Origin of the sequence: Bradyrhizobium sp. B124 (assembly GCF_038967635.1) — a bacterium.
In the GTDB taxonomy this organism is placed as follows: domain Bacteria; phylum Pseudomonadota; class Alphaproteobacteria; order Rhizobiales; family Xanthobacteraceae; genus Bradyrhizobium.
The window spans coordinates 3461981-3484403 of record NZ_CP152413.1; the positions used below are offsets into that span (position 1 = coordinate 3461981).

Below are 22423 nucleotides of genomic sequence, written 5' to 3' on the forward strand. Positions count from 1 at the left end.
GTTGTCGAAACCCGGCCCAATTCAGCGGCGACGCGCGATCAGGAGCCCTTCTTGCGCAGAGCGTCGACGAACTTGATCAGCTCGATGGTCTTGTCGTAGTCGGCGTTGGTGACCGGCTGCCATGGACGGTTCTTGCCGTCGGACAGCTTCTTGAAGGCTTCCGGATCCTTCGTCGGCATGTCGAGGAAGGCCTGCTTGATCTTCGCCTTCATGTCGTCGGGAAGGCTCTCGAGATAGGCGTAGGGCGAGTTGATGATCAGGTCGGACTTCACGATGATACGGAAGTCCTCCTTCTTCAGCGGCGTGCCGTCGCTCGACTTCACCATGTTCTTGGCGAGCATGCGGGTCAGGTTGGAATCGTCGTCGGCATTCCACCAATTGGCGGCGACGTCGACGGTGCCCTGCGCCAGCGCCAGCACGGCGTTCTCGTGGCTGCCGGTGAAGACGACCTTGGAGAAGTAGGTCTCCGGATCGATCCCCATCTGGTTCAGCTTGAAACGCGGCATGTTGTTGCCGGAGGTCGAGTTGGGATCGACCAGGCCGATATTCTTGCCCTTGAGGTCTTCGACCTTCTGGTACGGGCTCTTGGCGAGCACGTAGAACACCGAATAATAGCCCTTCGAACCGTCGGCATTGACGTCGATCACGAACGCGTCGGTCTTGACGCCGGTGAGGCGAGCGCGGGCGAACGACGCCGGGCCGTAGTAACCGATGTGGATGTTGCCGGCGCGCTGGCCCTCGATGACGGCCGCGTAGTCGTTGGCGACGCGCAGGGTCACCTTGATGCCGAGTTCCTTCGACAGATACTCGGTGAGCGGACCGTAGCGCTCGGTAACACCGGAGCCGTTCTCGGCGGGAATCACCGCGAAGGTGATCTCCGGATACTTGGTCTTCCAGTCCTCGGCCGAAGCCGATCCTGCAAACGCCAGCGCGGCGGCGCCGGCCAGAATGATGCGACGAGTGATCATGTTACCCCTCTTTGGTAGTTACGCCTGTTGGCCGGGCGAAATGCCCGGTTGCCCTGTTTTTCGAAAATGCGCCGCTCAGGCCGCGGCAGCGGTGCCGAGCGCCGGAGCAGTTGCGCCGTCGGGCGCGGGCATCGGGGCCGCGCCCATGACGTCATTGGCCTCGAGGTCGTAGAGCTCGCGGGCAATATGGTCGGTGAGCGCCGCGGGGGCGCCGTCGAACACCACGCGCCCCGCCGCCATGCCGATCAGGCGGTCGCAATAGCTTCGCGCCAAGTCGAGGGAGTGCAGGTTGCAGAGCACCGTGATGCCGAAATGCTTGTTGATGCGCAGCAGCGCGTCCATCACGATCTTGGTGTTGCGCGGATCGAGCGAGGCGATCGGCTCGTCGGCAAGAATGATGTCGGGTTCCTGCACCAGCGCGCGGGCAATCGCGACCCGCTGCTGCTGGCCGCCGGAGAGCTGATCGGCGCGCTGCGCCGCGAGCTGGGCGATGTCGAACTGCTCGAGCGCGGACAGCGCGAGCGCCCTGTCCTGCTCCGGCCAGACCTGCGCCAGCGAACGCCAGGACGGGATCTGGGCGAGCCGGCCCATCAGAACGTTGGTCAGCACATCGAGGCGGCCGACGAGATTGAATTGCTGGAAGATCATCGCCGAGCGCGCCCGCCACTGCCGCAGCGCCTTGCCGCGCAGCGCGGTCACGTCAGTGCCTTCGAACAGGATACGGCCGGAGGTCGGATCGGCGAGACGGTTGATCATCCGCAGCAGCGTCGACTTGCCGGCACCGGAGCGGCCGATCACGCCGACAAAGCTGCCCGGCGCGATCGAAAAGGATGCGTTATCGACTGCGGCTTTTGTGCCGAACCGGCACGTCAAACCTTCCACCACCAGCATGCAATGCTCCAACCGCGTCGCGTTGGGCCATCGCTATCCCCGGTGCTTGACAGTTATGTGACGTGGCGTTGCAGTGCGGCGATCGTCCACACCCCTTCCCTGCCGTTCGTTTGACGTCATCGCAACGTCATGATGTTGTCATCAAGCATCCTGATGACGAGCCCGCATCTCCCCGGAAGCCAAAGATTTACAAGATTTGCGGAGGCCCTGATGGCCGGAAAAACACTCTCGGTTGTGCCGACGATCGACCCGACTGCGTCGGTGCGCGAGAGCAAGCTCGGCAAATATACCGAGGTCGGCGCGCGCACCATCCTGCTTGAAGTCAGCATGGACGACTATTCCTACGTCGTGAACGACAGCCAGATCACCTACACCTCGATCGGCAAGTTCTGCTCGATCGCGGCGATGACCCGCATCAATCCCGGCAACCACCCGATGCATCGCGCGACGCAGGCACATTTCACCTACCGCGCCAGCGCCTATTTTCCCGGTGAGAGCGACGACACCGATTTCTTCAACTGGCGACGTGCGCATCACGTGCATATCGGCCATGACGTCTGGATCGGTCATGGCGCGATCCTGCTGCCGGGCCGGAACGTCGGAACCGGCGCTGTCGTCGCTGCAGGCGCGATCGTGACCAAGGATGTGCCCGCCTACACCATCGTTGCCGGTAATCCGGCGCGGCCGGTGAAGCGGCGCTTCTCCGAGACAGCAGCGGATCGCCTGACAGCGCTCGCGTGGTGGGACTGGGATCACGAAACACTTCGTCGTGTCCTGCCCGACTTCCGCAAACTCGTGGTCGAGGAATTCCTCGACAAGTATGAGGCCGAGGCCGTATCCCAATCACAGAGCAAGCAATGGAGCGCCGTAAGGTGACGGACATTTTCATTGAAGGCGGACGCACGCTGGTTGACGGTGCGTTGGTCGAGACCTCGCTGCGCACTACCGGCCGCGACATCGGCGCACTCGACGCCGAACAGGGCCGCGCCGCGCTCCACATCAATGCCGGCGGCCTCTTGGTGCTGCCCGGCATCATCGATCTGCACGGCGATGCGTTCGAGCGGCAGATGATGCCGCGCCCCGGCGTCGACTTCCCGACCGACGTGGCGCTGATCGACAGCGACCGGCAGGCGATCGCCAACGGCATCACCACCGTGTTCCATGGCACGACCTGGTCCTGGGAGCCTGGCCTGCGCAGTGCGGAGAATGCACGCAAGCTGCTCGACGCGATCGAGGCGCTGCGGCCGCAGCTCGCCGCCGATACACGCTTCCACCTGCGTCACGAGACCCACAATCTCGAGGCCGAGGCCGAGATCATTCAATGGCTCAGCGAAGGCCGCATCGATCTGTTCGCCTTCAACGACCACAGCAACGTCAAGCCGAAGAAGCGCAACCAGCTCGCCGAACGCACCGGGCTCTCCATCGAAGCCGTCAACGACATGCTCGATCGGATCGTGGCGCGCCGTCCCGAGGTACCCGCCTCGATCGCGCGACTGGCGGCCGCTGCGCGCGCGGCGAACATTCGGATGCTCTCGCATGACGACAACAGCCCGGCGATGCGCCAGGAGTTTCGCGCGCTCGGCGCCACGATCGCTGAATTCCCGGTCAATGAGGAGACCGCGCGCGACGCCGCCGCCGCCGGCGACTTCATCATATTCGGCGCGCCCAATGTGGTGCGCGGCGGCAGCCACACCGGCTGGACCAAGGCATCCGACATGATCGCACAGGGCCTCTGCGCGGTGCTGGCGTCGGACTACTATTATCCGGCGCAGCTGCTCGCCGCGTTCCGCCTCGCCGCCGACGGCATCCTGCCGCTTGCGAAGGCCTGGGACCTGATCTCGTCGGCACCGGCACGCGCGGCAGGGCTTGCCGATCGCGGCGTGATCGCCGGCGGCCGCCGCGCCGACATCATCGTCGTCGACGACAAGGTGCCGCTGCGGCCGCGCATCGTCGCCGTGATATCAGCCGGACGGCTGGTACATCTGGCAGACGCGAGCTGCCTTGTTCATTCGCTCGCACCGCGCAAGACAGTTGCGGCAGCATAGTCAGGACCTGTTCTGCCGCCATGGCCAACACTCCGCGCTACGCGATCTATTATGCGCCGTCACCCGACAGCGTCCTGCACCGCTTCGGTTCGACACTGCTCGGCTACGATGCCGTGTCGGGCGACGACCTGCCATTTCCCGATGGCGTCGCGCCCGACTGGCGCGAGGTGACGGAGGACCCGCGCAAATACGGTTTTCACGCCACGCTGAAGGCACCGACCGCGCTCGCTGACGGCAAGAGCGAGTCCGAGCTGATCGACGCCTGCGCCGCCTTCGCCGGCCGCGCGCGGCGCATTCCGGTGATCACACCTGTTGTCGATGCCATCAGCGGCTTCATCGCCGTGATTCCGGCTAGCCGCTCGGATGAGCTGCAACAGCTCGCCGCCGATTGCGTCACCGAGTTCGACGCGTTCCGTGCGCCGCTGACGCCGGACGATCGCGCGCGGCGCAAGCCCGAACGGCTCACGGAGCGGCAGCGCGACTATCTCGATCGCTGGGGCTATCCTTATGTCATGGAGGAATTCCGCTTCCACATGACGCTGACCGGACGGCTGAGCGACGAGCGGCGCGGCCCGATCGTGGCGCGGCTGCGCGAGCGGTTCGCGGCGATCGAGCTTGCGCGGCTGGCGATCGACCGCATCGCGCTGTTCAGGCAAGCGGATCCAGCTTCTCGCTTCCGCATCATCCGCAGCTGGCCGTTGCGAGCGTAACGGCGGACGCTACTCGTCCACCCGGGTGCGGGCGATGATCTCGGCGGCGCCCTTCGCGAGCAGCTCCATCCCGACGGCGCGGCCGAGCTCGCGCGGCCGGTCCGCCGGTCCGCGCCGCGTCACCTCGATGAAGCCGGCACCGGCCTCGTCGAGCACCGAGGCGCGCAGCGTCATCTCGTTTCCAGCGAGCGTGGCGTGGCCGGCGATCGGCGAATTGCAATGGCCGTTGAGCACCCACAGCACCTCGCGCTCGGCCTCAGCTGCAAGCCGCGACGGCGCATCGTCGATCCCGGCAAGCCGCGCACGCGTCGCCCAGTCGGTCGCGACGCATTCGACCGCGACGATGCCCTGGCCGACCGCCGGCAGCATCTCGTCGACGGAGAAATCATGCGCGATGCGCGCGGTCATGCCGATGCGCTCGAGGCCGGAGCGCGCCATCACCAGTGCATCCGCCGGCCCCACCTCGCCGCCATCGGGCAGCCGCTGCTTGGCGCCGCGATCGAGTTTTGCAATTCGCGTGTCGGCGGCACCGCGGAAATGAATGACCGTCGCCTCCGGAAACAGCCTCCGCAGATAGGCGGCACGGCGCACGGCATTGGTGCCGATCATGAAGCCCTTGCCGCGCGAGGCGCGAAACGCATCCAGCGTCAGGCCCGGCCGCAACACCAAGCTGTCATTGGCCGCATCGCGCGCCAGCATCGCGGCGAGGACGAGACCCGGCGTCTCCTCGTTGCCCGGCACGTCCTTCAGCGAATGCATCGCCGCCTGCAGCGTGCCGGCACGCATGGCTTCCCGGATCTCGGCGACGAAGGCGCCGCCCTTGCCGCCGTGACGCAACAGCTTGCTGGTCTGGTCCTGGTCGCCGCGGGTCTCGAACTTGACGATCTCGACGGCAAGGTCGCCCGCCGAGGCGCGCAGCAGCCGCGCGACCTCGTCCGTCTGCGCGAGCGCCATCGCGCTCTTGCGCGTCCCTATCCGCAAAACCTGTCCCGACACGAAAGCTCCGCTGCGCGTGATCATCAACGGCTGGGGATTAGAACAAAAGGCCAGTCAAAACAATGGTTTTTGCCCCGGCCCGGCCACGCTCAGGGAATCTCCTCAACGAGCGCCACGCCGGCCTCGCGCATCGCCGCGGTGGCGGCAGCAAGCGAACCGCCGAGATCGATGGCGCGGCAGCCCGGCAGCACGACCGCGGTCTCGAAGCCGAGCCGCCGCGCATCGAGCGCCGAATACTGCACGCAAAAATCAGTGGCGAGCCCGGCCATCACGACGCGCCTGAGGCCGCGCTCGCGCAGATAGCCGGCGAGCCCGGTCGGCGTTATCAGGTCGTTCTCGAAGAACGCCGAATAGGAATCGATCGCGGCCCGGAACCCCTTGCGGATCACGAGCTCGGCCCGCTCGGTTGCGAGCTCGGGATGAAACGCGGCGCCCGCGGTGCCCTGGATGCAATGATCCGGCCACAACGTCTGCGGCCCATAGGCCATGGTGATCGAGGAGAACGGCGCGGCGCCCGGATGCGAGGTCGCAAACGAGCTGTGGCCGGCCGGATGCCAGTCCTGGGTCAGCACGACATGGTCGAAGCGCGCCGCGAGCCGGTTGACCACCGGCACCACGGCGTCGCCGTCGGCGACCGCCAGCGCGCCGCCGGGGCAGAAATCGTTCTGCACGTCGATGATCAGGAAGAGATCGTCGGGCCCGATCTTCATCACGTCCCGATCCGCAACGACGCGCGCAGCTTGCGCAGGCAGGCGACCACCGATAGCGCGGTGATGCGGCCGGTCTTCGGATTCTCCGAGGGGATGTTCTCGATCATCATCGAGAACCGCGCGGAATCGGAATCGACCTCGATCCGATGGGTGTTGCGCGTCACCGTCGGATCAGCCCAGATCTCGACCCTTGTGCGATCGGGGCCGATGCCAGCGAGCGACAGCGCCACCGCGACGTTGAGATTGGCCGGAAAGCCCTTTGCCGCGTCGCGCGCGCTGCCCTCGAAGATCCGCAGCGGCTCGGTGATGCCCTCGATCCGGATGTTGTTCTCGACCAGATGCGGCGCGCCGATGAGGCCCGCGACCGGCTTCCGCGTCACCAGCTTCGCCGAATGGATGGTCCCGACCGCGGCCGCGGTGACGGCATCGAGCCCGATCAGCGCGCCGGTCGGCACGATGATCTGGCCGCCATGCGCCTTCGCGAGGTCGACCAGGTCCTCATTCTGCAACAGCGCACCGACGCTGAGCACGATCGCGGTCTTGCCGCGCGCGACCACCGGCGCCACGATCGAGCGCACCAGCTTGCTCGGCGCGCACTCGACCACGATGTCGGCGACCTCAGCCAGCTCATCGATCGGCAGCAGCTTCGGCGCAGACTTGAGCCCTTCGACCCAGCCGCGGTGCTTGTCCGGACTGTTCGCTGACACCGCAACCAGCGTCAGGCCCTCGATGCCCTGATCGAGCGCCTTGACGACGTCGGTGCCGATCGCGCCGAGGCCTGCGACCGCAACACGTGTCTTTGTCTTGCTGTCAGCCATCATTTCCCGCCGGCGAGCATCTTGACCAGGCGATAGAGATACTCCTCGCCCTCGTAGAACGATTTGACGAGCACGCGCTCGTCCTTGCCGTGAGCCCGGTTGTCATCGACATCGGATCCCAGCCCGGAATGGCCGTAGGTCGGAATTCCGGCATTGCGCAGATAGCTGCCGTCGGTGGCACCGGTGCTCATCACGGGAACGATTTCGGCATTCGGCCAGAACTCCTTCGACAGCTTCTCGACCGATCCCATGATCTCTTCGTTCAAGGGTGACGGCGGGCTCAACACGGCTTTGCCGGTCGGGGTCACCTCGATCTGCTTGTCGGCGAGCACGCGCTCGATCGTCGCCTGAACGCCTTCGACCGGCTCGCCGGGCAGGATCCGGCAGTTCACCTTGGCGGTTGCCAGCTGTGGCAGCGCATTGATGGCGTGGCCGCCCTCCAGCATGGTCGCGACGCAGGTGGTGCGGAGCTGCGCATTGTAGCCGGGATTCTCCGACAATCGCGCCAGCGCCGCCGGATCGGGCTGCGGCGCCAAAATGGCCTTGATATCGTCGGCATGCGACTTGTCGACCTCGGCGGTCTTGGTGAAATAGATCCGCGTGGTCTCGTTGAGATTCATCGGGAAGTCGTATTTGGAGAGCCGCACCAGGCCCTCGGCGAGCCGATAGATCGCATTGTCCTTGCGCGGCAGCGAGCTATGGCCACCGCGATCCTTCACGGTGAGCAGGTAGCCGATCGAGACCTTCTCGCTGGTCTGCACGCTGTTGCGGATCGCCTTGCCGTTCTTCAGGCCGACGCCGCCGCCTTCGTTGAGCGCGAACTCGGCGTCGATCAGGTCGCGGTGGTTCTTGATCAGCCACTGCATGCCGAGACCGTTGGAATCGAGGATCTCCTCGTCGGTCTCGAGCGCGACGATGATGTCACGATCGGGCTTGTAGCCCTCCTTCTTGTAGCGGATCAGATTGGTGATGAAGGCCGACGCCATGTATTTGTCGTCGCCCGAGCCGCGGCCGTAGAAATAGCCGTCCTGCTCGGTGAGCTTGAACGGATCGACCGACCAATCCTCGCGGTTGGCGGGCACGACGTCGATATGGGCGACCAGCAGGATCGGCTTGCGCGCGCCGGAGCCGCGCAGCCGCGCCACCAGATTGCCCTTGTGCGGTGCCGGCGAGAACACATGCACGTCGCCCTCGGGGAAGCCCGCCGCGCGGAGCCGCGCGCCCATCGCCTCCGCCGCCTTCTGCGTATCGCCGGTCGCGGTGGTCGTGTTGATCTCGACCAGCTCCTGGTAGATGCCGCGAGCAAATTGCTGCTGCTCGGTCAGTCCCTGCGCGCTCGCGCCGGACGCGAGCAGGACCGGAACGAACGCTGCCGCGAGTTGCAGCGATCGAACCATGTTTCGGGCGTTGTGCGACATCGTGCTCTCCCGGAATTCCACCACCTGATTGGAGATGAATTCAGACAGGCGGCACGCGCTTTGGCAAGACGGCGAGCCCTTCAATTTCCGCGCGCATGCTCCGCGCTTTCGCGCCGGCTATTTGGAGTCCTTATTTGGTGTCCTTGGCCGCAATCACCTCGATCTCGACCAGGAAGCCGGGATTGGCGAGCGCGGCGACGCCGACCACCGAGCGCGCCGGCAGGTTCGGCTGGCTGCCGCCGAAGAACTGGGTGTAGCCCTCCATGAAGGCCTTGAAGTCCATCGGCGCAGCCGTGCTGTGCACCAGGAACACCTGCATCTTGACGACGTCGCCCATGCCAAGCCCCTGGCCTTCCAGAATGGCCTTGATGCGGTTGAACACGCCGACGGTCTGGGTCTTGGTGTCGCCATAGGCCTGCGGGCTCGACGGATCGGCATCCTTGTTGGCGACCGGCGGCACCTGGCCGCTGACATAGACCGTCGTGGTGTTGCCGGTGACCGTCACCGCCTGCGCGATCGGGAAGGTCGAGTTGGGAATCGGATGCCTGACCACGTCAGCCGAGGCAGCGGTCGCCATCACCGACAGCGCGGCGCCCAGTGCGATACCGATGAATTTCATCGAACTCTTCTCCAAAGTGGTTAGCGGCGGGCGTCCTGGACATCCTTGGTCGTCACCGCGTCCTGATAGGTGTTGCCGAAGTGCGTCCGCAGATAGTTCACAACAGCGGCGACCTGACCATCGGTCATCATGTCGCCGAACGCCGGCATGCCGCGGCGGCCGTTGACGACAAGGTAGATCGGATAGCTGCCGGTTTCGAGATTCTTGTTGCCGGCGAGCGAGGGATAGGTGCCGGCGCCGCTTGCGCCCGTCGCATCCGGCATGTGGCAGCCCTGGCAGACATTGCCGAACAGCTCCTCGCCGGTCATCTCCACGAAACGGTAGCCGGAAGAGAAGGTGCGCTTGGTCACCCCGCTGTCCTGCCCGAGGGCTGCAGTCGCCGACAGCAGTGCCAGCGCAGCGACAACCGATGTTCCTGTCCGCACCATCATGTCTTCACCACGCGCTCGTGCAATCGGGTAATGGCGTCGAGCGCGGACAGAATGGCGCCCTCCTGCCAGGCCGGCAGCTGCGAAGCGTGCTCGCCCGCCAGCGCGATGCGGCCGTCGATCTGGCAGAGATTGCGGTAATGCTGCGCCCGCCCGGCTTCGGTCCATTCGCCGGCGCAGCCGAGCGTGAACGGCACCCGATGCCACGCCACCGCAACGCCGTTCTCGAACTCGCTTTTGTACTGCGGATGGATCTTGGCGCCGAACTCGACCGCGCTGGCGACCCGCTCGGCCGGCGTCATCGCCGTGAACTCGAAGGAATTGGCGCCCTCATACAAATAGGCGCCGAGCAGGACACCGCGGCCGCTGCGGTTGAAGCCATAGTTCGGATAGCCGATATTCCGGATCGGCAGGTCGGTGTAGCTGATGCCGCCATAGATCGCCTCATCCTCTTCCCAGAACCGCCGCTTGAACTGCAGCCCAACCTTCACCGAGGCGGCGTAGGGCAAGGAATCGATCGCATTCTTCATCGGCCCGCCGACGTCGATCGGCAGCTGGCTCAGGATCGGCAGCGGAATGGTGCAGATGCACCAGTCGGCGGTCGCCTGCTGCACCACGGAGGGACTGGCGGTGTCGACAAAGCTCACGGTGACGCCCGAGCCGTTCTGCTGGATCTGCGTGACCTTGGCGTTATAGCGGATGAGGTCGCCGACCTCGCGCGCGAACGCCTTGCCGATCATGTCCATGCCGCCGACCGGCTGGAACATGGTGGTCTGGAAATCATAGTGCGCAAAGCTCTGGACGTAGCGCCACATCCGCGACCGCAACAACTCCTGCAGCGAGATCGGATCGCTGGGAAGCGGATCGCCCATCAGGCCGCCGCCGGGATCGCGCGCATAGCCGCGGACGTCGGCGGAGCGCAGATTGGCATTGTACTTGTAGTCGCGATCCAGCGCGCCCCAGTCGCGCAGTGCCTGCAGCAGGATCTCCTGGTCTTCCTTGCTGACGAACTCGTCGAGCCGGCCCTGCTGGCTGACTTTCGCGAGCAGCTCCGACACGCCTCCCTGGAAATCCGCCTTGATGCTGCGAAAGCGCTGCGGCTTGCCGTCGAATGCACGCGTCGCGTGCAGATAGGCATTGTGGTTGAGCTGGATGAAGGGTTCCAGTGTCACGTTCAGCCGGCGGCAGTAATCGAGCAGCGCACGGTGATGATAGGGAATCCGCCACGGGCCGGGATTGAGATAGAGCCCCTGCTCGAACTGGCAGGTCTGCTTGAAGCCGCCGAGCTCGGTAAAACTGTCGCCGCCGCGGATCGACCAGTTGCGGCCGCCGGCGCGGTTGTTGAATTCGAGGATCTGGACCTTGTAGCCGGCCTTGCGCAGCTCCAGCGCCGCCGTCATGCCGGCAAGCCCCGCGCCGAGAATCAGCACCGAAGCGCCCTTCACGTCGCCGGTGAGCTTGAGCGGGCCCTTGTAGGCGGACTCGGATGCGAAGCCGAGGCTCGTCATCGCCTGATACACCGCCGAACTGCCGGCGATGGTCCCGATCAGCGCCAGCAAATCCCGCCGCCTGATCACAGATTGATTCTGCACCCGCGTTCACCCAGCCGCCGATTTCGATGGCGAAGGGAAACGGTTGACGCGACCCGTGTCAAGAAAGGGTACGCGCTTACACATGTGCCCACACGCGCTTTTGATGCATCACGCGACCGAACCATCACACTACGCGTTCGAGTTGCACACGCCGGCAATCCATTTCATAGTCAAGTCCAACCACCGGCGGCCGGTCGAAATGCCAGGTCAGGCCGTTGCGAAGCACGCCACGGCGGCCGAGCTCGCTTTCGAGCACCGGATAAGCGTCGTGCACGGTGTAGAGCTGTACCGCGGTGGTGTCGCGCCAGGAACCGCCGAACGCGCTCATCCGGCGTTCCATCTCGCCAAGCACGAATTGCGCCTTCGCGAGGATGCCGGCCGGGCTGGTGTCGCCGAGCGCGACAGTATGATCGCGATAATTGGCCTTGCCCTCGACCGACTCGCCGCTGCCGGCGACGACGAAGCTCGTCGGTGCATCCTTCGCCGCCGGCACCGTGTAGCAGAAGGCGTGGAACGACGGCTCGGCGGGCGGATCGAGCTTTGGACAGACGTTGCTGCGCGCCACCGGATTGACGCCGTCGCGCATCACGCCCCAGGCGACCAGCGTCTTGATGTAGATTTCGTTGAATGCCTTGAACCCGTCCTCGGTGAACGGCGCCGGCGAGCGCAGTTCGCAGGCCGCGAAAGCGGTCAGCGGACGGCCCGCGCCCCTGATGATCTCGGCAATCCGTTCAAACCCTGCGCTCAAGGATATCGGTTCGGAGAACCTGACCCGCTCGATGGCATAACCGGGCAACGCACCGACGCCGCAGGAATACTGACTGACGCCGGGCATGAAGCGGTAGCCGCCGTCGGGAGCCTCGATGGTGTTGGTCATGGTGCCTCTTGATATGAGCGCGGTGCTACGGCCGCCACGATTACGTTCCGCTTGATTTCATCACAGCTGTCGTCCCTGCGAAACCCATAGCCACCGCATGTGATTGTGAGAGGGATTGGGTCCGCAGCGTCGCGCAGCAACGACCATTGGGGGTAATGGGTCCTGGCTTTCGCCAGGACGACGATGAGGATGGTTCTCGCGCGATACGACGCGCCGCTATTGCGCACCTCATCTCGGTGTCATCGCCCGGCTCGACCGGGCGATCCAGTATTCCAGAGACGCGGGTGCTTGAATAGAGAAGCCGCGGCGTACTGGATCGCCCGGTCAAGCCGGGGCATCAACGCTGCCCCAACAATTGCGTGCCCGAACGCCTGCTCTGGTCTGACCGCCTCGCGTCCTAATGCGCCTTGGCGAGGTAGGGGCAACCACCTTCATCGAGCGGACGGAAGGCCTGGTCGCCCGGCACCGTCGCGAGATATTCGTAGAGATCCCACTTGCTCTTGGACTCTTCCGGCTTCTTGATGCGCATCAGATACATGTCGTGCACCATGCGGCCGTCCTCGCGCACCACGCCGTTCTGGGCAAAGAAATCATTCACCGGGGTCTTGCGCATCTGCGCGATCACGGTCTCCGAATCCACCGAGTTGGTCGCGGCGACCGCCTTGAAATAGTGCCGCAGCGCCGAGTTGACGCCGGCCTGATAGGCCGTCGGCATCGCGCCATGCCGCTTGAAGAATTCCTGGGCGAAGACGCGGGTCTCGGGCGTGCGGTCCCAATAGAAGGAATCGGTGAACAGCAGATCGTGCGCATGCGCGAGGCCAAGCGCGGGCACGTCGGTGAGCGTCACCTGCAGCGCGACGAGTTGCATGCTGGCGCGGATGTTGAACTCGTCGGCCTGCGACACCGCGTTGCGGAAGTCGGAGCCGGCATTGGCGAGCGCCAGGATCTTGGCGCCGGAGGACTGGGCCTGCAGCAGGAAGGACGAGAAATCGGCGGTGTCGAACGGATGCCGGACCGCGCCGAGCACCTTGCCGCCGGCCGATGTCACTGCCTTGCTGGCATCGCGCTCCAGCGCCTGGCCGAACGCGTAATCCGCCGTGAGGAAGAACCAGGGCGAGCCGCCGCGCGCGACCACGGCTTTCGCCGTGGCGTTCGAGGAGGCATAGGTGTCATAGGTCCACTGCACGCTGGTCGGCGAACACTGCTTGCCAGTGAGGTCAGATGAGCCGGAGCCCGAGATCAGAAACAGCTTCTTGCGTTCGCGCGTGACCGTCTGGATCGCGAGCGCCACCGCGGAATTGACGCCTTCGGCGATCACGTCGACACCCTTGTTGTCGATCCAGTTGCGCACGATGCCGGTTGCCACGTCGGGCTTGTTCTGGTGATCGGCCGAAATGATCTCGATCTTGCGTCCACCGACCTTGCCGCCGATCTCCTCCGCGGCCATTTGCGCCGCGATCACCGATCCCGGGCCGTTGCCGTCGGAATATTGCCCGCTCATGTCGGTGATGATGCCGACCCGCAGGACACCGTCCTCCGCGCGAGCTCCGCCGGCCGCAAAGGAGAGACACACGGCCGCAATTGCGAGCAGGACAGGCGAGCGTTTCGTGATGGACATTTCGTTCCCAAGGGTTCGGATGGTTCGGACGAACTCCTGAAGCAATCAAGGATCGCCGACAACCCCGTGGCCGGCATGGCGCTCTGCGATTCCGCGCAAGAATTCCGGGTGGAGGAACGTGGGCCGGGCGCCGACACGCGCGTCGCCGATCGCACGAACGCCGCGACGAGATCTCGCCGCGGCGTTCCTTACAGTGCTGGATGGTTTCGAAATCGCCTCAGCGCCGCTCCCACAATTGCCTTGCCAGGATGCCGACCTTGCGCTCGATCGCCTCGGCCGCATCGAGACACATGTCCTCGCGATAGCGCGAGCCCACGATCTGGACACCGACCGGCAATCCCTCATGCAGGCCGACCGGCACCACGGCTGCCGGCAGCCCCAGCACGTTCATCGACGAAATGAAGCGCAGGTCGTTCCAGAACAACTCCTTGACGCGCTGGTCGCCGCCGAGATCGGCATTGACCTCCGGCGTCCTGCGCACCGAGGTCGGCATCAGCACCAGCGGATACTGCTCGAGGAACGTCATCCAGTTCCTGATGTGGCGCGAGCGCTCCGCGATCGCCTTCATGTAGCCGGCCTGATCCAACGGATTTGCCAGCGCCATGAAGCCGTGGAACGTCTTCTGGAAGTCGGCACTCGTCGTCGCCAGCATCTGGTCCTGCTGCAACACGCGGGTCTCGGTCATGATCAGATCGCACCAGAGCTGCCAGACCTTGTTGAGATCGGGCACCTCGACCTCGCTGACCGCATAGCCCGCATCGGCCAGATGATCGGCCGCCTTCCGCTGAAGCGCGATCACGCCGCGATCGGTCGCCATGTCTTCAGGGATCTTTGCGACCGCGACCTTGACCGGTGCGGCAGGCTTCGGCCCCGTCAACGGCGCCGGCACGTACCAGGGATCGCGCGGGTCGCGCTGCGCCATCACCTCCAAGCCGAGGCGCACGTCGGCGACGTGGCGCGCCAGCGGTCCTTGCGACGACATGAACTGCGCCATCAGCGGCCGTTCCGCCGTGGCGCTGGGATTGAACGCCGGAATCCGGCCCTGGGTCGGCTTGATGGTGGCGATGCCGTTGCAATGGGCCGGCCAGCGCAACGAGCCGCCGATGTCGTTGCCATGCGCGATGGTGCCGATGCCGGCCGCGATCGACGCGCCGGCGCCGCCCGAGGATCCGCCGCAGGTCACGTCGGCATTCCAGGGATTGCGCGTCAAGCCGTGCAGCGGGTTGTCGGTGAAGCCGCGGAGCGAGAATTCCGGCGTGTTGGTCAGGCCGATGATAACAGCGCCGGCCTTCTTGAGATTCGCGGTCACCGGCGAGTCGCCCGGCGCGATATTGTCCTTGAACGCCACCACGCCGTTCGAATTGGCCTGGCCTTCGACGTCGATGTTGATCTTGATCGTCACCGGCACGCCGTGCAGCGGCCCGACCGCTCCACCCTTCCCCTTGCTCGCCGCCAGCGCTTCGTCGGCAGCCTTGGCTGCCTGCATCGCTGACGCGCCGAGATCGACGACGACGGCGTTGAGCGCCGGATTGGCCTCCTGCATGCGGTCGAGATGGGTGCGAACCACCTGCTCCGAGGTCACTTCGTTGTTCCTGATCGCCGCGGCCGTCTCGACGGCGGACCATTGCCAGATCGGTGCATTCGTCACGTTGTGCTCTCCCATGATGCTCAGTGTTGTTGGTTTCGAAAACCGCGTGCCTTCAGTCGCGTGGGTCGATCGGCGTCAGCGTCGACGCACGCGCCTCGATCACCTCGGCGACCGCGAGACAGACATCCTCGCGGAAGCGGCCGGCGATCACCTGCACGCCGACCGGCACGCCGCCGGCGGTCCCCGTCGGCACCACGACCGACGGAAAGCCGAGCGCGGGGACGGCGAGCAGCGGCCGCTGCGCATCGAGCAGCGCGCGCACCACCGTTGCGTCTTCCTGATCCTGATCGAAGCGGAACGGGAGTTGCGCCGAGACCGGCAGGATGATGACCGGGCAACGTTCCTGGAACAGCTGCCAGGCCCGCACGATGGCCAGCCGCTGCTCGAAGCAGGCCAGCACCTGATCGCCGTCGAGCTCTGGCGCATACGCAATATGGCCGTCCAGATTGTAGCGGGCCCTCACGTCGCCGAACTTGCGGATCATCGGCGCGAGCACGCGCCGCTCCTCATTGATGACGAGCCGATGCCAGAGATCGGCGGCCTCCGCGAGCCGCGGCGGCACGGTCTCCTCCACGGCAAAGCCGGCCTCGGCGAGCCAGTGTCCGGCGGCACGCACCGCTGCGCTGACCTCCGGCGTCTCGTCACCGAACGGCGCCGCCGCGATCGCAACGCCGACCGGACGCTTGAGTGGCGCACCTTGCAAGGGCACCGGCAGCCATGTGCCGTCGCGCGCGTCCGGCTGCGCCATTGCGGCGAGGCCCGTGCGCAGATCGGCGACCGAGCGCGCGAGCGGCCCCTGCACCGACATCATCTGCGCCGTGATCGGACGATCTGAAGTCGCCGACGGATTGAACGAAGGAATTCGTCCCGGGGTCGGACGCAGGCCGGCGACGCCGCAGGCATAGGCGGGATAGCGGATCGAGCCGCCGAAATCATTGCCGTGTGCGATCGCGCCCATGCCGGAGGCGACGGCCGATGCCGCGCCGCCGCTGGAGCCGCCCGGCGTCAGCCGCCGGCTCCAGGGATTATAGGTGGCGCCATGCAGATCGTTGTTGGTGAACCAGCGGTGCGAGAAGGCCGGCGTGTTGGTGCGGCCGACAATGACGGCGCCGGCCTTGCGGAAATTCGCGACCACCGGGCTGTCCTCGGTCGCGATGACGTCGCGGAAGGCGACGACGCCGTTGGTGGTGGCGTGGCCGCGCTGATCGACATTGACCTTGATCGTGACCGGCACGCCGTGCAGCATGCCGAGCTCCGCGCCGGATTTCACCGCGGCGTCCGCTGCATCCGCCGCGGCCAGCGCTTCATCGGCGAGCACCTCAACGACGGCGTTCAACGCCGGATTGACCTGCGCGATCCGGTAGAGGCTGGATTGCACGGCTTCCCGGCTCGAGATCACACGCGCCGCGATCGCGCGCGCCAGATCGACGGCCGACCAGCTCCACAATTCATTCTCGCGTCGCGTGACCATGACCGCTTCCTCCAACACTGTTGTTCAGTCGAGCCGCAACGGCTGGTAAAACACCGGCAGATCCATGCGGCGGTCTTCCGCTGGAACGACCACGGCTTCGGCGCTCAGCACATGGTCGAGCATCACGCGCCGGGCGCGCGCGGCGTTGCCGGAGCGGAACGCGGCCATCAGGCGCTTGTGAAACTCGATGTTCTCGCAGGTGAAGCTGGATGCGAATTCCTGCACACCGAGCTTGCCGATCAGATGCCGGATCGCCTCATTGACGAAGCGGGCGACCAGGCCGAGCAGCGGATTGGGACAGGCCTCGATCAGGATGTCGTGGAAATCGATCTCGGCGTGGCGGTGGTGCTCCCAGTCCGCGATGCCGCCGGGATGATGCTCCTGAACCGCGATCGCCTTGTCGAGCGCGGCGAAATGCGCCGCGGTGAGATGGCCGACCACGCTGAAGGCGAGCTCCGGCTCGATCAGCCGGCGGATCTGATAGATCTGCGCGGTGCTGATCGACTGGAAATAGAAGTAGTTGCTGAGCAGGCCGACGATCCGGTTGATCGACACCGGCGCCACCCGCGCGCCGCCGCCGGGACCAGTGGTGTTCTGCACCAGCCCCTGCACTTCCAGTGATTTGAGCGCCTCGCGGATGGTCGAGCGGCTGCAGCCGAACATCTCGATCAGCTCAACCTCCTGCGGCAGCCGGTCGTTCGGCTGCAAGCCGGCCTGGAAGATGTGGCTGCGGATCAGATCGGCGACGGCGTCCGAGCGCTTGCGCTTGATCGAGGCGCGCCGCGACGGGTCCAGGGAGGGGAGAGCCGATTTATCCATTTTATGATCATAAATAGGATCGAGACGGCTTGGCAAGAGGCGATCGCCCCAAAAGATCGTCGTACCCGGGGTTCATCCCGGGCATGACGGCCGACCGGATTTGCAGGAATTGGCGAGAGCCGATCGCTCAGTTGGTTCCGCGCTGAGCCTCGAGGCCGCGGCTGTAGCGCGACATCGCAAAGCAGAACGCGAAGTAGATCACCCCGACGAAGACGTAGACCTCGACGCTGAACGACTGCCAGGCCGGATCGACGATCGCGGTCTTGGCGGTCGTCAGCAAATCGAAGATGCCGATGATCAGCACCAGGCTGGTGTCCTTGAAGAAGGCGATGAAGGTGTTGACCAGCGGCGGGATCACGTGGCGGATCGCCTGCGGCAGCACGATCAGCGCGTTCTTCTCCCAGTACGACAGCCCGAGCGCATCGGCGGCCTCATATTGTCCACGCGGCACCGCCTGCAAGCCGCCGCGCACCACTTCCGCAAGGTAGGCGCCGGCATAGAGGATGAAGGCGATCTGCGCGCGCAGCAATTTGTCGATGTTGACGCCGTCCGGCATGAACAGCGGGAACATCACGCTCGCCATGAACAACAGGCTGATCAGCGGCACGCCGCGGATCAATTCGACATAGAGCACGCAGAGCGAGCGGATCGCCGGCAACCTCGAACGGCGGCCGAGCGCGACCAGAATTCCGAGCGGGAAACCGAACGCCAATCCGAAGGTCGCGAGGATCAAGGTCACCGGCAGCCCGCCCCAGCGGTCCTGTGTGACAAAGGACAGCCCAAGGAAGCCGCCCCACATCAGGCAGCCGATCGCGATCAAGGCTGCGGCCCACAGCAGGAACAGCTCCTTGCGCCAGAAGCTGCGGCGGCTCGAGACCGCGAACAACGCGATGAAGATCAGGACCGCGAGCGCCGGCCGCCACTGCTCGTCGAACGGATAGGTGCCGAACAGGATGAAGCGGTACTTCTCGGGGACGACAGCCCAGCAGGCGCCGACGCCGCGCAGCGCGCGGCAGGCGCTGCTGTCATTGCCGGAGACGATCCAGATCGCGTTGGCAATGCCCCATTGCCAGAGACCGATGCAGGCCTTGCCGAGCACGAACAGCAGCAGCAGCGTCATGATGCTGGACGGGATCGAGGCGAACAAATTGGCGCGCAGCCACGCGGTGAGATGTCCGCCGAGCGCCCGTGGTGCGGGTCGCGGCCCGATCGGCAGCGGATCCTGCGGAAGGTGGGCGACCGAGCTCATGTCAGCGCTCCACCAGCGCGATCCGCGCGTTGTACCAGTTCATGAACAGGCTGATGCCAAGGCTGATGGTGAGGAACACCATCATGATCAGCGCGATCGACTCGATCGCCTGCCCGGTCTGGTTCAGGGTGGTGTTGGCGATCGAGACGATGTCCTGATAACCGACCGCGACCGCGAGCGAGGAATTTTTCGTCAGGTTCAGATACTGGCTGGTCATCGGCGGGATGATGACGCGCAGCGCCTGCGGCAGCACGATCTGCTGCAACACGAAGCTGCGCTTCAGCCCGAGCGCCTTGGCGGCATCCGACTGCCCGCGCGGCACCGCCTGAATGCCGCTGCGCACGATCTCGGCGATGAACGCCGAAGTGTAGGTGACGAGCGCGATCAGCAGCGCAAAGTATTCCGGCGCCAGCGTCAGCCCGCCGACGAAGTTGAAGCCGCGCAGCTCCGGCAGCATGATGCTCCAGCTCGCGCCCAGAAGCCACGAGACCAGCGCGGGCAGCGCGACCACGAGGCCGAGCGCGTAAGGCCAGGCCGGCCGCACTCTGCCGTCGAGCACCTGCTGCGCGATCAGGCGGCGCCTGACGAAGGTGAAGACGATCACGCCAGCGACCAGCGCCAGGATCGTCCACCAATTGGCCTCCTGCAGCGGGACCGACGGCAATATCAGCCCGCGGTTGGAGAGGAACACGCCCTCGACCGGCTTCCACGCCTGACGCGCCGCCGGCAGGCCCTGCATCAGCACGTACCAGAACAACAGCTGCAGCAGCAGCGGCAGGTCGCGCAGCACCTCGACATAGACGGCGGCGAGCCGCGCCAGCAGCCAGTTCGACGACAGCCGCGCGACACCGACCAGCGTGCCGATCACGGTCGCCAGCACGATGCCGATGACAGCGACGCGCAGCGTGTTGACGATGCCGACGATGAAGGCGCGCAGGTAGGTGTTCTTCGGCGAGTAATCGATCCAGGAATCCGCGATCGGCATGCCAGCTTCGCGGCCGAGGAAGGCGAACCCGGTCGAGATGCGCCGCACCGAGAGATTATGGACCGCGTTCGACCACAGCCAGGCGACGATGGCGACCGCGATGGCGACCACCAGGACCTGCCAGAACAGGCCGGCGACGCGGGGATCGCTGAGCGAAAGGCGCCAGGACCGACTTGGAGCCCGGGCGGGAGGGCGTTTCGGCGTCGATGTCGTCACAGCACAAGGATCCCAGTGAGAAGCGATCTTCTGCCATGCGCAAGAGCCTATTCGGGGCTGCGCACTTCATATGTTGCACCAAATTGATATTCGTGCAACATATGTTTCATGGCCCAGGCTCAGCCGAAACCATCGCCCCTGAACGAATTGTGCAGCGCATTGCCGTCGCTGCCGATGCGTTTGCAGGAGGTCGGGCGTTTTGTCGCAGCCAATGATTACGACGCCACCACCCGCTCGATGCGCGAGCTCGCCTCGGTCGCCGGCGCCGATCCTGCATCCTTCACCCGTCTTGCCAAGGCGCTCGGCTATTCCGGCTGGGACGAATTGCGCGCCGCACTCACCGAGGCGCGACGGCCGGCGCAGGGCTCACCGTTCTCCGGCCGCGCCAAGGGCCGGCGCGCCGGGCCGAATGCCGATGTCAAACTGGTGCACGACAAGATCGAGGCCGAAGCCGCCGGGCTTGCGCGGATTTCCGCGAGCGCGATCGCGGACGCCGCGCGTGCGCTGCACGCCGCCAATCGGATCTGGATCACGGGCTTTCGCAGCTGCCGCAGCGTTGCGGAACTCCTGACCTACCAGCTTCGCCTGTTCCGCCCCGACGCAGTGCAGCTGGTCGGCGGTTCCGGCCCGTTCGACCTCGACCACGGCGCCTTCCGCGCCGAAGACGCCGTGGTCGTGATCGGCTTTGCGCCCTACACATTGGTCAGCGTCGAGACCGCGCGTGCGGCGCATCAGGCGCGCGCCACGCTGATCGCGATCGCCGACACGATCAGCGCGCCGATGGCCGAGGGCGCCGATCATCTCTTGCTGTTCGAGGCCGCCTCCTCGCCCGGTTTCTTCCCGAGCCTCACCGGTGCGATCGCAGTCGCCCAGTCGCTTGCTGCCGTCGCCTTCACGCTGGGCGGCGCGGGTGCAAAGCGCAGGCTGGAGCAGACCGAGGGCCGGCTCGCCGAGATGTCACAATATTTTGTCGAGAAAGGATGAGCGTCATGGCCGCCAACAAGAGCCGCGTGATGCATCGCAGCCTGCGCGAAACCCCGCCGAAAGCGGTCGGCGGCGACGGTGTCTGGCTGATCGCGGAGGACGGCCACCGCATTCTGGATTCCTCCGGCGGCGCCGCGGTGTCCTGCCTCGGGCATCAGCATCCGCGGATTCTCGCCGCGATCGCAAAGCAGGCGTCCAAGCTTGCTTATGCGCATACCGGCTTCTTCTCGTCGGAGCCCGCGGAAGAACTCGCCGAGCGGCTGGTCGGCCACGAGCCCGGCGGTCTCGGCTATGTCTACTTCGTCAGCGGCGGGTCGGAGGCGATCGAGGCCTCGATCAAGCTGGCGCGGCAATATTTCATCGAGCGCGGCGAGCCGAAGCGCGCCCGCTTCATCGCGCGCCGCCAGAGCTATCACGGCAACACGCTCGGCGCGCTGTCGGCCGGCGGCAATGCCTGGCGCCGCGAGCCGTATGCGCCGCTGCTGTCACCCGCGTTCAGCCATGTCACCCCCGCTTTTGCCTATCACGAGAAGCGCGACGATGAATCGGAGGCCGCGTTTGTGGCGCGGCTCGCCGCAGAGCTCGAGGCGGAATTCCAGCGGCTCGGCCCCGCGAACGTTGCCGCCTTCATCGCCGAGCCCGTGGTCGGCGCCACCGCCGGCTGCGTGCCGGCACCCGAGGGCTACTTCAAGGCGGTGCGCGAAATCTGCAACCGTCATGGCGCGCTCTTAATCCTCGACGAGGTGATGTGCGGCATGGGCCGCACCGGCACGCTGCATGCGTGGGAGCAGGAAGGCATCTCGCCGGACATCCAGGCCGTCGCCAAGGGCCTCGGCGGCGGCTATCAGCCGATCGGCGCGATGCTTGCCAGCAGCACCATCGTCGACACCGTGCGCAACGGCTCCGGCGCGTTCCAGCACGGCCATACTTATCTCGCGCATCCGCTCGCCTGCGCCGCCGCGCTCGAGGTGCAGAAGGTGATCAGCGAGGAGAAGCTGCTCGACCAGGTCAAGGCGCGCGGCCGCCAGCTCGAGCAGCGGCTCACCGAACGCTTCGGCAATCATCGCCATGTCGGCGATATCCGGGGACGCGGCCTGTTCTGGGGGATCGAGCTGGTCGCCGACCGCGGCACGCGGCAGCCATTCGATCCCAAGCTGAAGCTGCATCAGCGGATCAAGTCCACAGCGTTTGCCGGCGGACTCGGCTGCTATCCGTCGGGGGGCACCGCCGACGGCCAGCGCGGCGACCATGTGCTGCTCGCCCCGCCCTATATCGCAACTTCCGGCGACATCGACATGATCGTCGAAAGGCTCGGCGCTGCGGTCGACAGCGCGCTCAAGGACATTGGTCATTAGGAGGAG

Annotated in this window: 21 protein-coding genes; 5 read left to right on the forward strand and 16 right to left on the reverse strand. The window is 65.7% G+C overall.

The genetic code is table 11. From position 1 onward, the window contains the following. Positions 1-38: 38 nt before the first annotated feature. Positions 39-968, reverse strand: coding sequence for a phosphonate ABC transporter substrate-binding protein (gene phnD, locus AAFG13_RS16625; protein WP_092124685.1), 930 nt, complete (start codon positions 966-968; stop codon positions 39-41). A 75-nt stretch (positions 969-1043) separates the two neighbouring features. Then, positions 1044-1859, reverse strand: coding sequence for a phosphonate ABC transporter ATP-binding protein (gene phnC, locus AAFG13_RS16630; protein WP_212311529.1), 816 nt, complete (start codon positions 1857-1859; stop codon positions 1044-1046). Between the two features lie 210 nt (positions 1860-2069). On the opposite strand from phnC, the gene AAFG13_RS16635 reads away from it, so the two are divergent. From AAFG13_RS16635 to AAFG13_RS16645, 3 genes are read left to right on the forward strand one after another with little or no spacing between them, the layout of a single operon-like run. Next, positions 2070-2735 (forward strand): chloramphenicol acetyltransferase, encoded by a 666-nt coding sequence (locus tag AAFG13_RS16635; RefSeq protein ID WP_212311530.1) that lies wholly within the window; start codon positions 2070-2072, stop codon positions 2733-2735. Beyond that, positions 2732-3904 carry an alpha-D-ribose 1-methylphosphonate 5-triphosphate diphosphatase gene (locus tag AAFG13_RS16640; RefSeq protein WP_342712671.1) on the forward strand — a complete coding sequence of 391 codons (1173 nt, stop codon included), beginning with the start codon at positions 2732-2734 and terminating at the stop codon, positions 3902-3904. The genes AAFG13_RS16635 and AAFG13_RS16640 overlap by 4 nt, the downstream gene beginning before the upstream one ends. Positions 3905-3924: 20 nt before the next feature. Next, positions 3925-4614, forward strand: coding sequence for a DUF1045 domain-containing protein (locus tag AAFG13_RS16645; protein ID WP_342712672.1), 690 nt, complete (start codon positions 3925-3927; stop codon positions 4612-4614). A gap of 9 nt (positions 4615-4623) precedes the next feature. Here AAFG13_RS16645 and hemC read toward each other — a convergent pair whose 3' ends face one another. The 14 genes from hemC to AAFG13_RS16715 all read right to left on the reverse strand — a co-directional run bounded on the left by hemC (position 4624) and on the right by AAFG13_RS16715 (position 19991). Further along, on the reverse strand, positions 4624-5634 hold the full coding sequence (hemC, locus tag AAFG13_RS16650; protein ID WP_212311533.1) for a hydroxymethylbilane synthase: 1011 nt from the start codon (positions 5632-5634) through the stop codon (positions 4624-4626). A 65-nt stretch (positions 5635-5699) separates the two neighbouring features. Next, on the reverse strand, positions 5700-6320 hold the full coding sequence (gene pncA / locus AAFG13_RS16655) for a bifunctional nicotinamidase/pyrazinamidase (protein WP_212311534.1): 621 nt from the start codon (positions 6318-6320) through the stop codon (positions 5700-5702). Further along, positions 6320-7138, reverse strand: a complete 819-nt coding sequence (locus AAFG13_RS16660; protein WP_212311535.1) for an aspartate dehydrogenase — start codon at positions 7136-7138, stop codon at positions 6320-6322. Before AAFG13_RS16660 ends, pncA begins: the two co-directional genes overlap by 1 nt. Continuing rightward, complete coding sequence (locus AAFG13_RS16665) at positions 7138-8556, reverse strand: M20/M25/M40 family metallo-hydrolase (protein WP_212311536.1); 1419 nt, start codon at positions 8554-8556, stop codon at positions 7138-7140. Before AAFG13_RS16665 ends, AAFG13_RS16660 begins: the two co-directional genes overlap by 1 nt. A 130-nt stretch (positions 8557-8686) precedes the next feature. Further along, positions 8687-9175 carry a Rid family hydrolase gene (locus AAFG13_RS16670; RefSeq protein WP_249131212.1) on the reverse strand — a complete coding sequence of 163 codons (489 nt, stop codon included), beginning with the start codon at positions 9173-9175 and terminating at the stop codon, positions 8687-8689. Between the two features lie 20 nt (positions 9176-9195). Further along, positions 9196-9603, reverse strand: a complete 408-nt coding sequence (locus tag AAFG13_RS16675; RefSeq protein WP_249143287.1) for a cytochrome c — start codon at positions 9601-9603, stop codon at positions 9196-9198. After that, positions 9603-11195, reverse strand: coding sequence for a flavin monoamine oxidase family protein (locus AAFG13_RS16680; RefSeq protein ID WP_212311537.1), 1593 nt, complete (start codon positions 11193-11195; stop codon positions 9603-9605). Before AAFG13_RS16680 ends, AAFG13_RS16675 begins: the two co-directional genes overlap by 1 nt. A gap of 124 nt (positions 11196-11319) precedes the next feature. Beyond that, positions 11320-12072, reverse strand: coding sequence for a hypothetical protein (locus tag AAFG13_RS16685; RefSeq protein WP_342712673.1), 753 nt, complete (start codon positions 12070-12072; stop codon positions 11320-11322). Positions 12073-12469: 397 nt separating this feature from the next. After that, positions 12470-13690 carry an ABC transporter substrate-binding protein gene (locus AAFG13_RS16690; protein ID WP_212311539.1) on the reverse strand — a complete coding sequence of 407 codons (1221 nt, stop codon included), beginning with the start codon at positions 13688-13690 and terminating at the stop codon, positions 12470-12472. Between the two features lie 217 nt (positions 13691-13907). Next, a complete protein-coding gene (locus AAFG13_RS16695; RefSeq protein WP_342712674.1) occupies positions 13908-15353 on the reverse strand; it encodes an amidase family protein in 1446 nt (481 codons plus the stop codon). A 37-nt stretch (positions 15354-15390) separates the two neighbouring features. Beyond that, on the reverse strand, positions 15391-16809 hold the full coding sequence (locus AAFG13_RS16700) for an amidase family protein (RefSeq protein WP_212311541.1): 1419 nt from the start codon (positions 16807-16809) through the stop codon (positions 15391-15393). Between the two features lie 24 nt (positions 16810-16833). Beyond that, positions 16834-17628 carry an FCD domain-containing protein gene (locus AAFG13_RS16705; RefSeq protein WP_212311542.1) on the reverse strand — a complete coding sequence of 265 codons (795 nt, stop codon included), beginning with the start codon at positions 17626-17628 and terminating at the stop codon, positions 16834-16836. Between the two features lie 127 nt (positions 17629-17755). Next, positions 17756-18877: an ABC transporter permease subunit gene (locus tag AAFG13_RS16710; RefSeq protein ID WP_342712675.1), complete on the reverse strand. Its 1122-nt coding sequence runs from the start codon at positions 18875-18877 to the stop codon at positions 17756-17758. A 1-nt stretch (position 18878) separates the two neighbouring features. Then, the gene (locus AAFG13_RS16715; protein WP_342713346.1) at positions 18879-19991 is read right to left on the reverse strand and encodes an ABC transporter permease subunit; all 1113 of its coding nucleotides are present in this window, start codon (positions 19989-19991) and stop codon (positions 18879-18881) included. 195 nt (positions 19992-20186) lie between these two features. Here AAFG13_RS16715 and AAFG13_RS16720 point away from each other — a divergent pair, with 195 nt between their 5' ends. Together AAFG13_RS16720 and AAFG13_RS16725 are read left to right on the forward strand one after the other, a co-directional pair. Further along, positions 20187-21062 carry a MurR/RpiR family transcriptional regulator gene (locus tag AAFG13_RS16720; protein ID WP_212311545.1) on the forward strand — a complete coding sequence of 292 codons (876 nt, stop codon included), beginning with the start codon at positions 20187-20189 and terminating at the stop codon, positions 21060-21062. Between the two features lie 5 nt (positions 21063-21067). Further along, the gene (locus AAFG13_RS16725) at positions 21068-22417 is read left to right on the forward strand and encodes an aspartate aminotransferase family protein (protein ID WP_342712676.1); all 1350 of its coding nucleotides are present in this window, start codon (positions 21068-21070) and stop codon (positions 22415-22417) included. Positions 22418-22423: the final 6 nt, after the last annotated feature.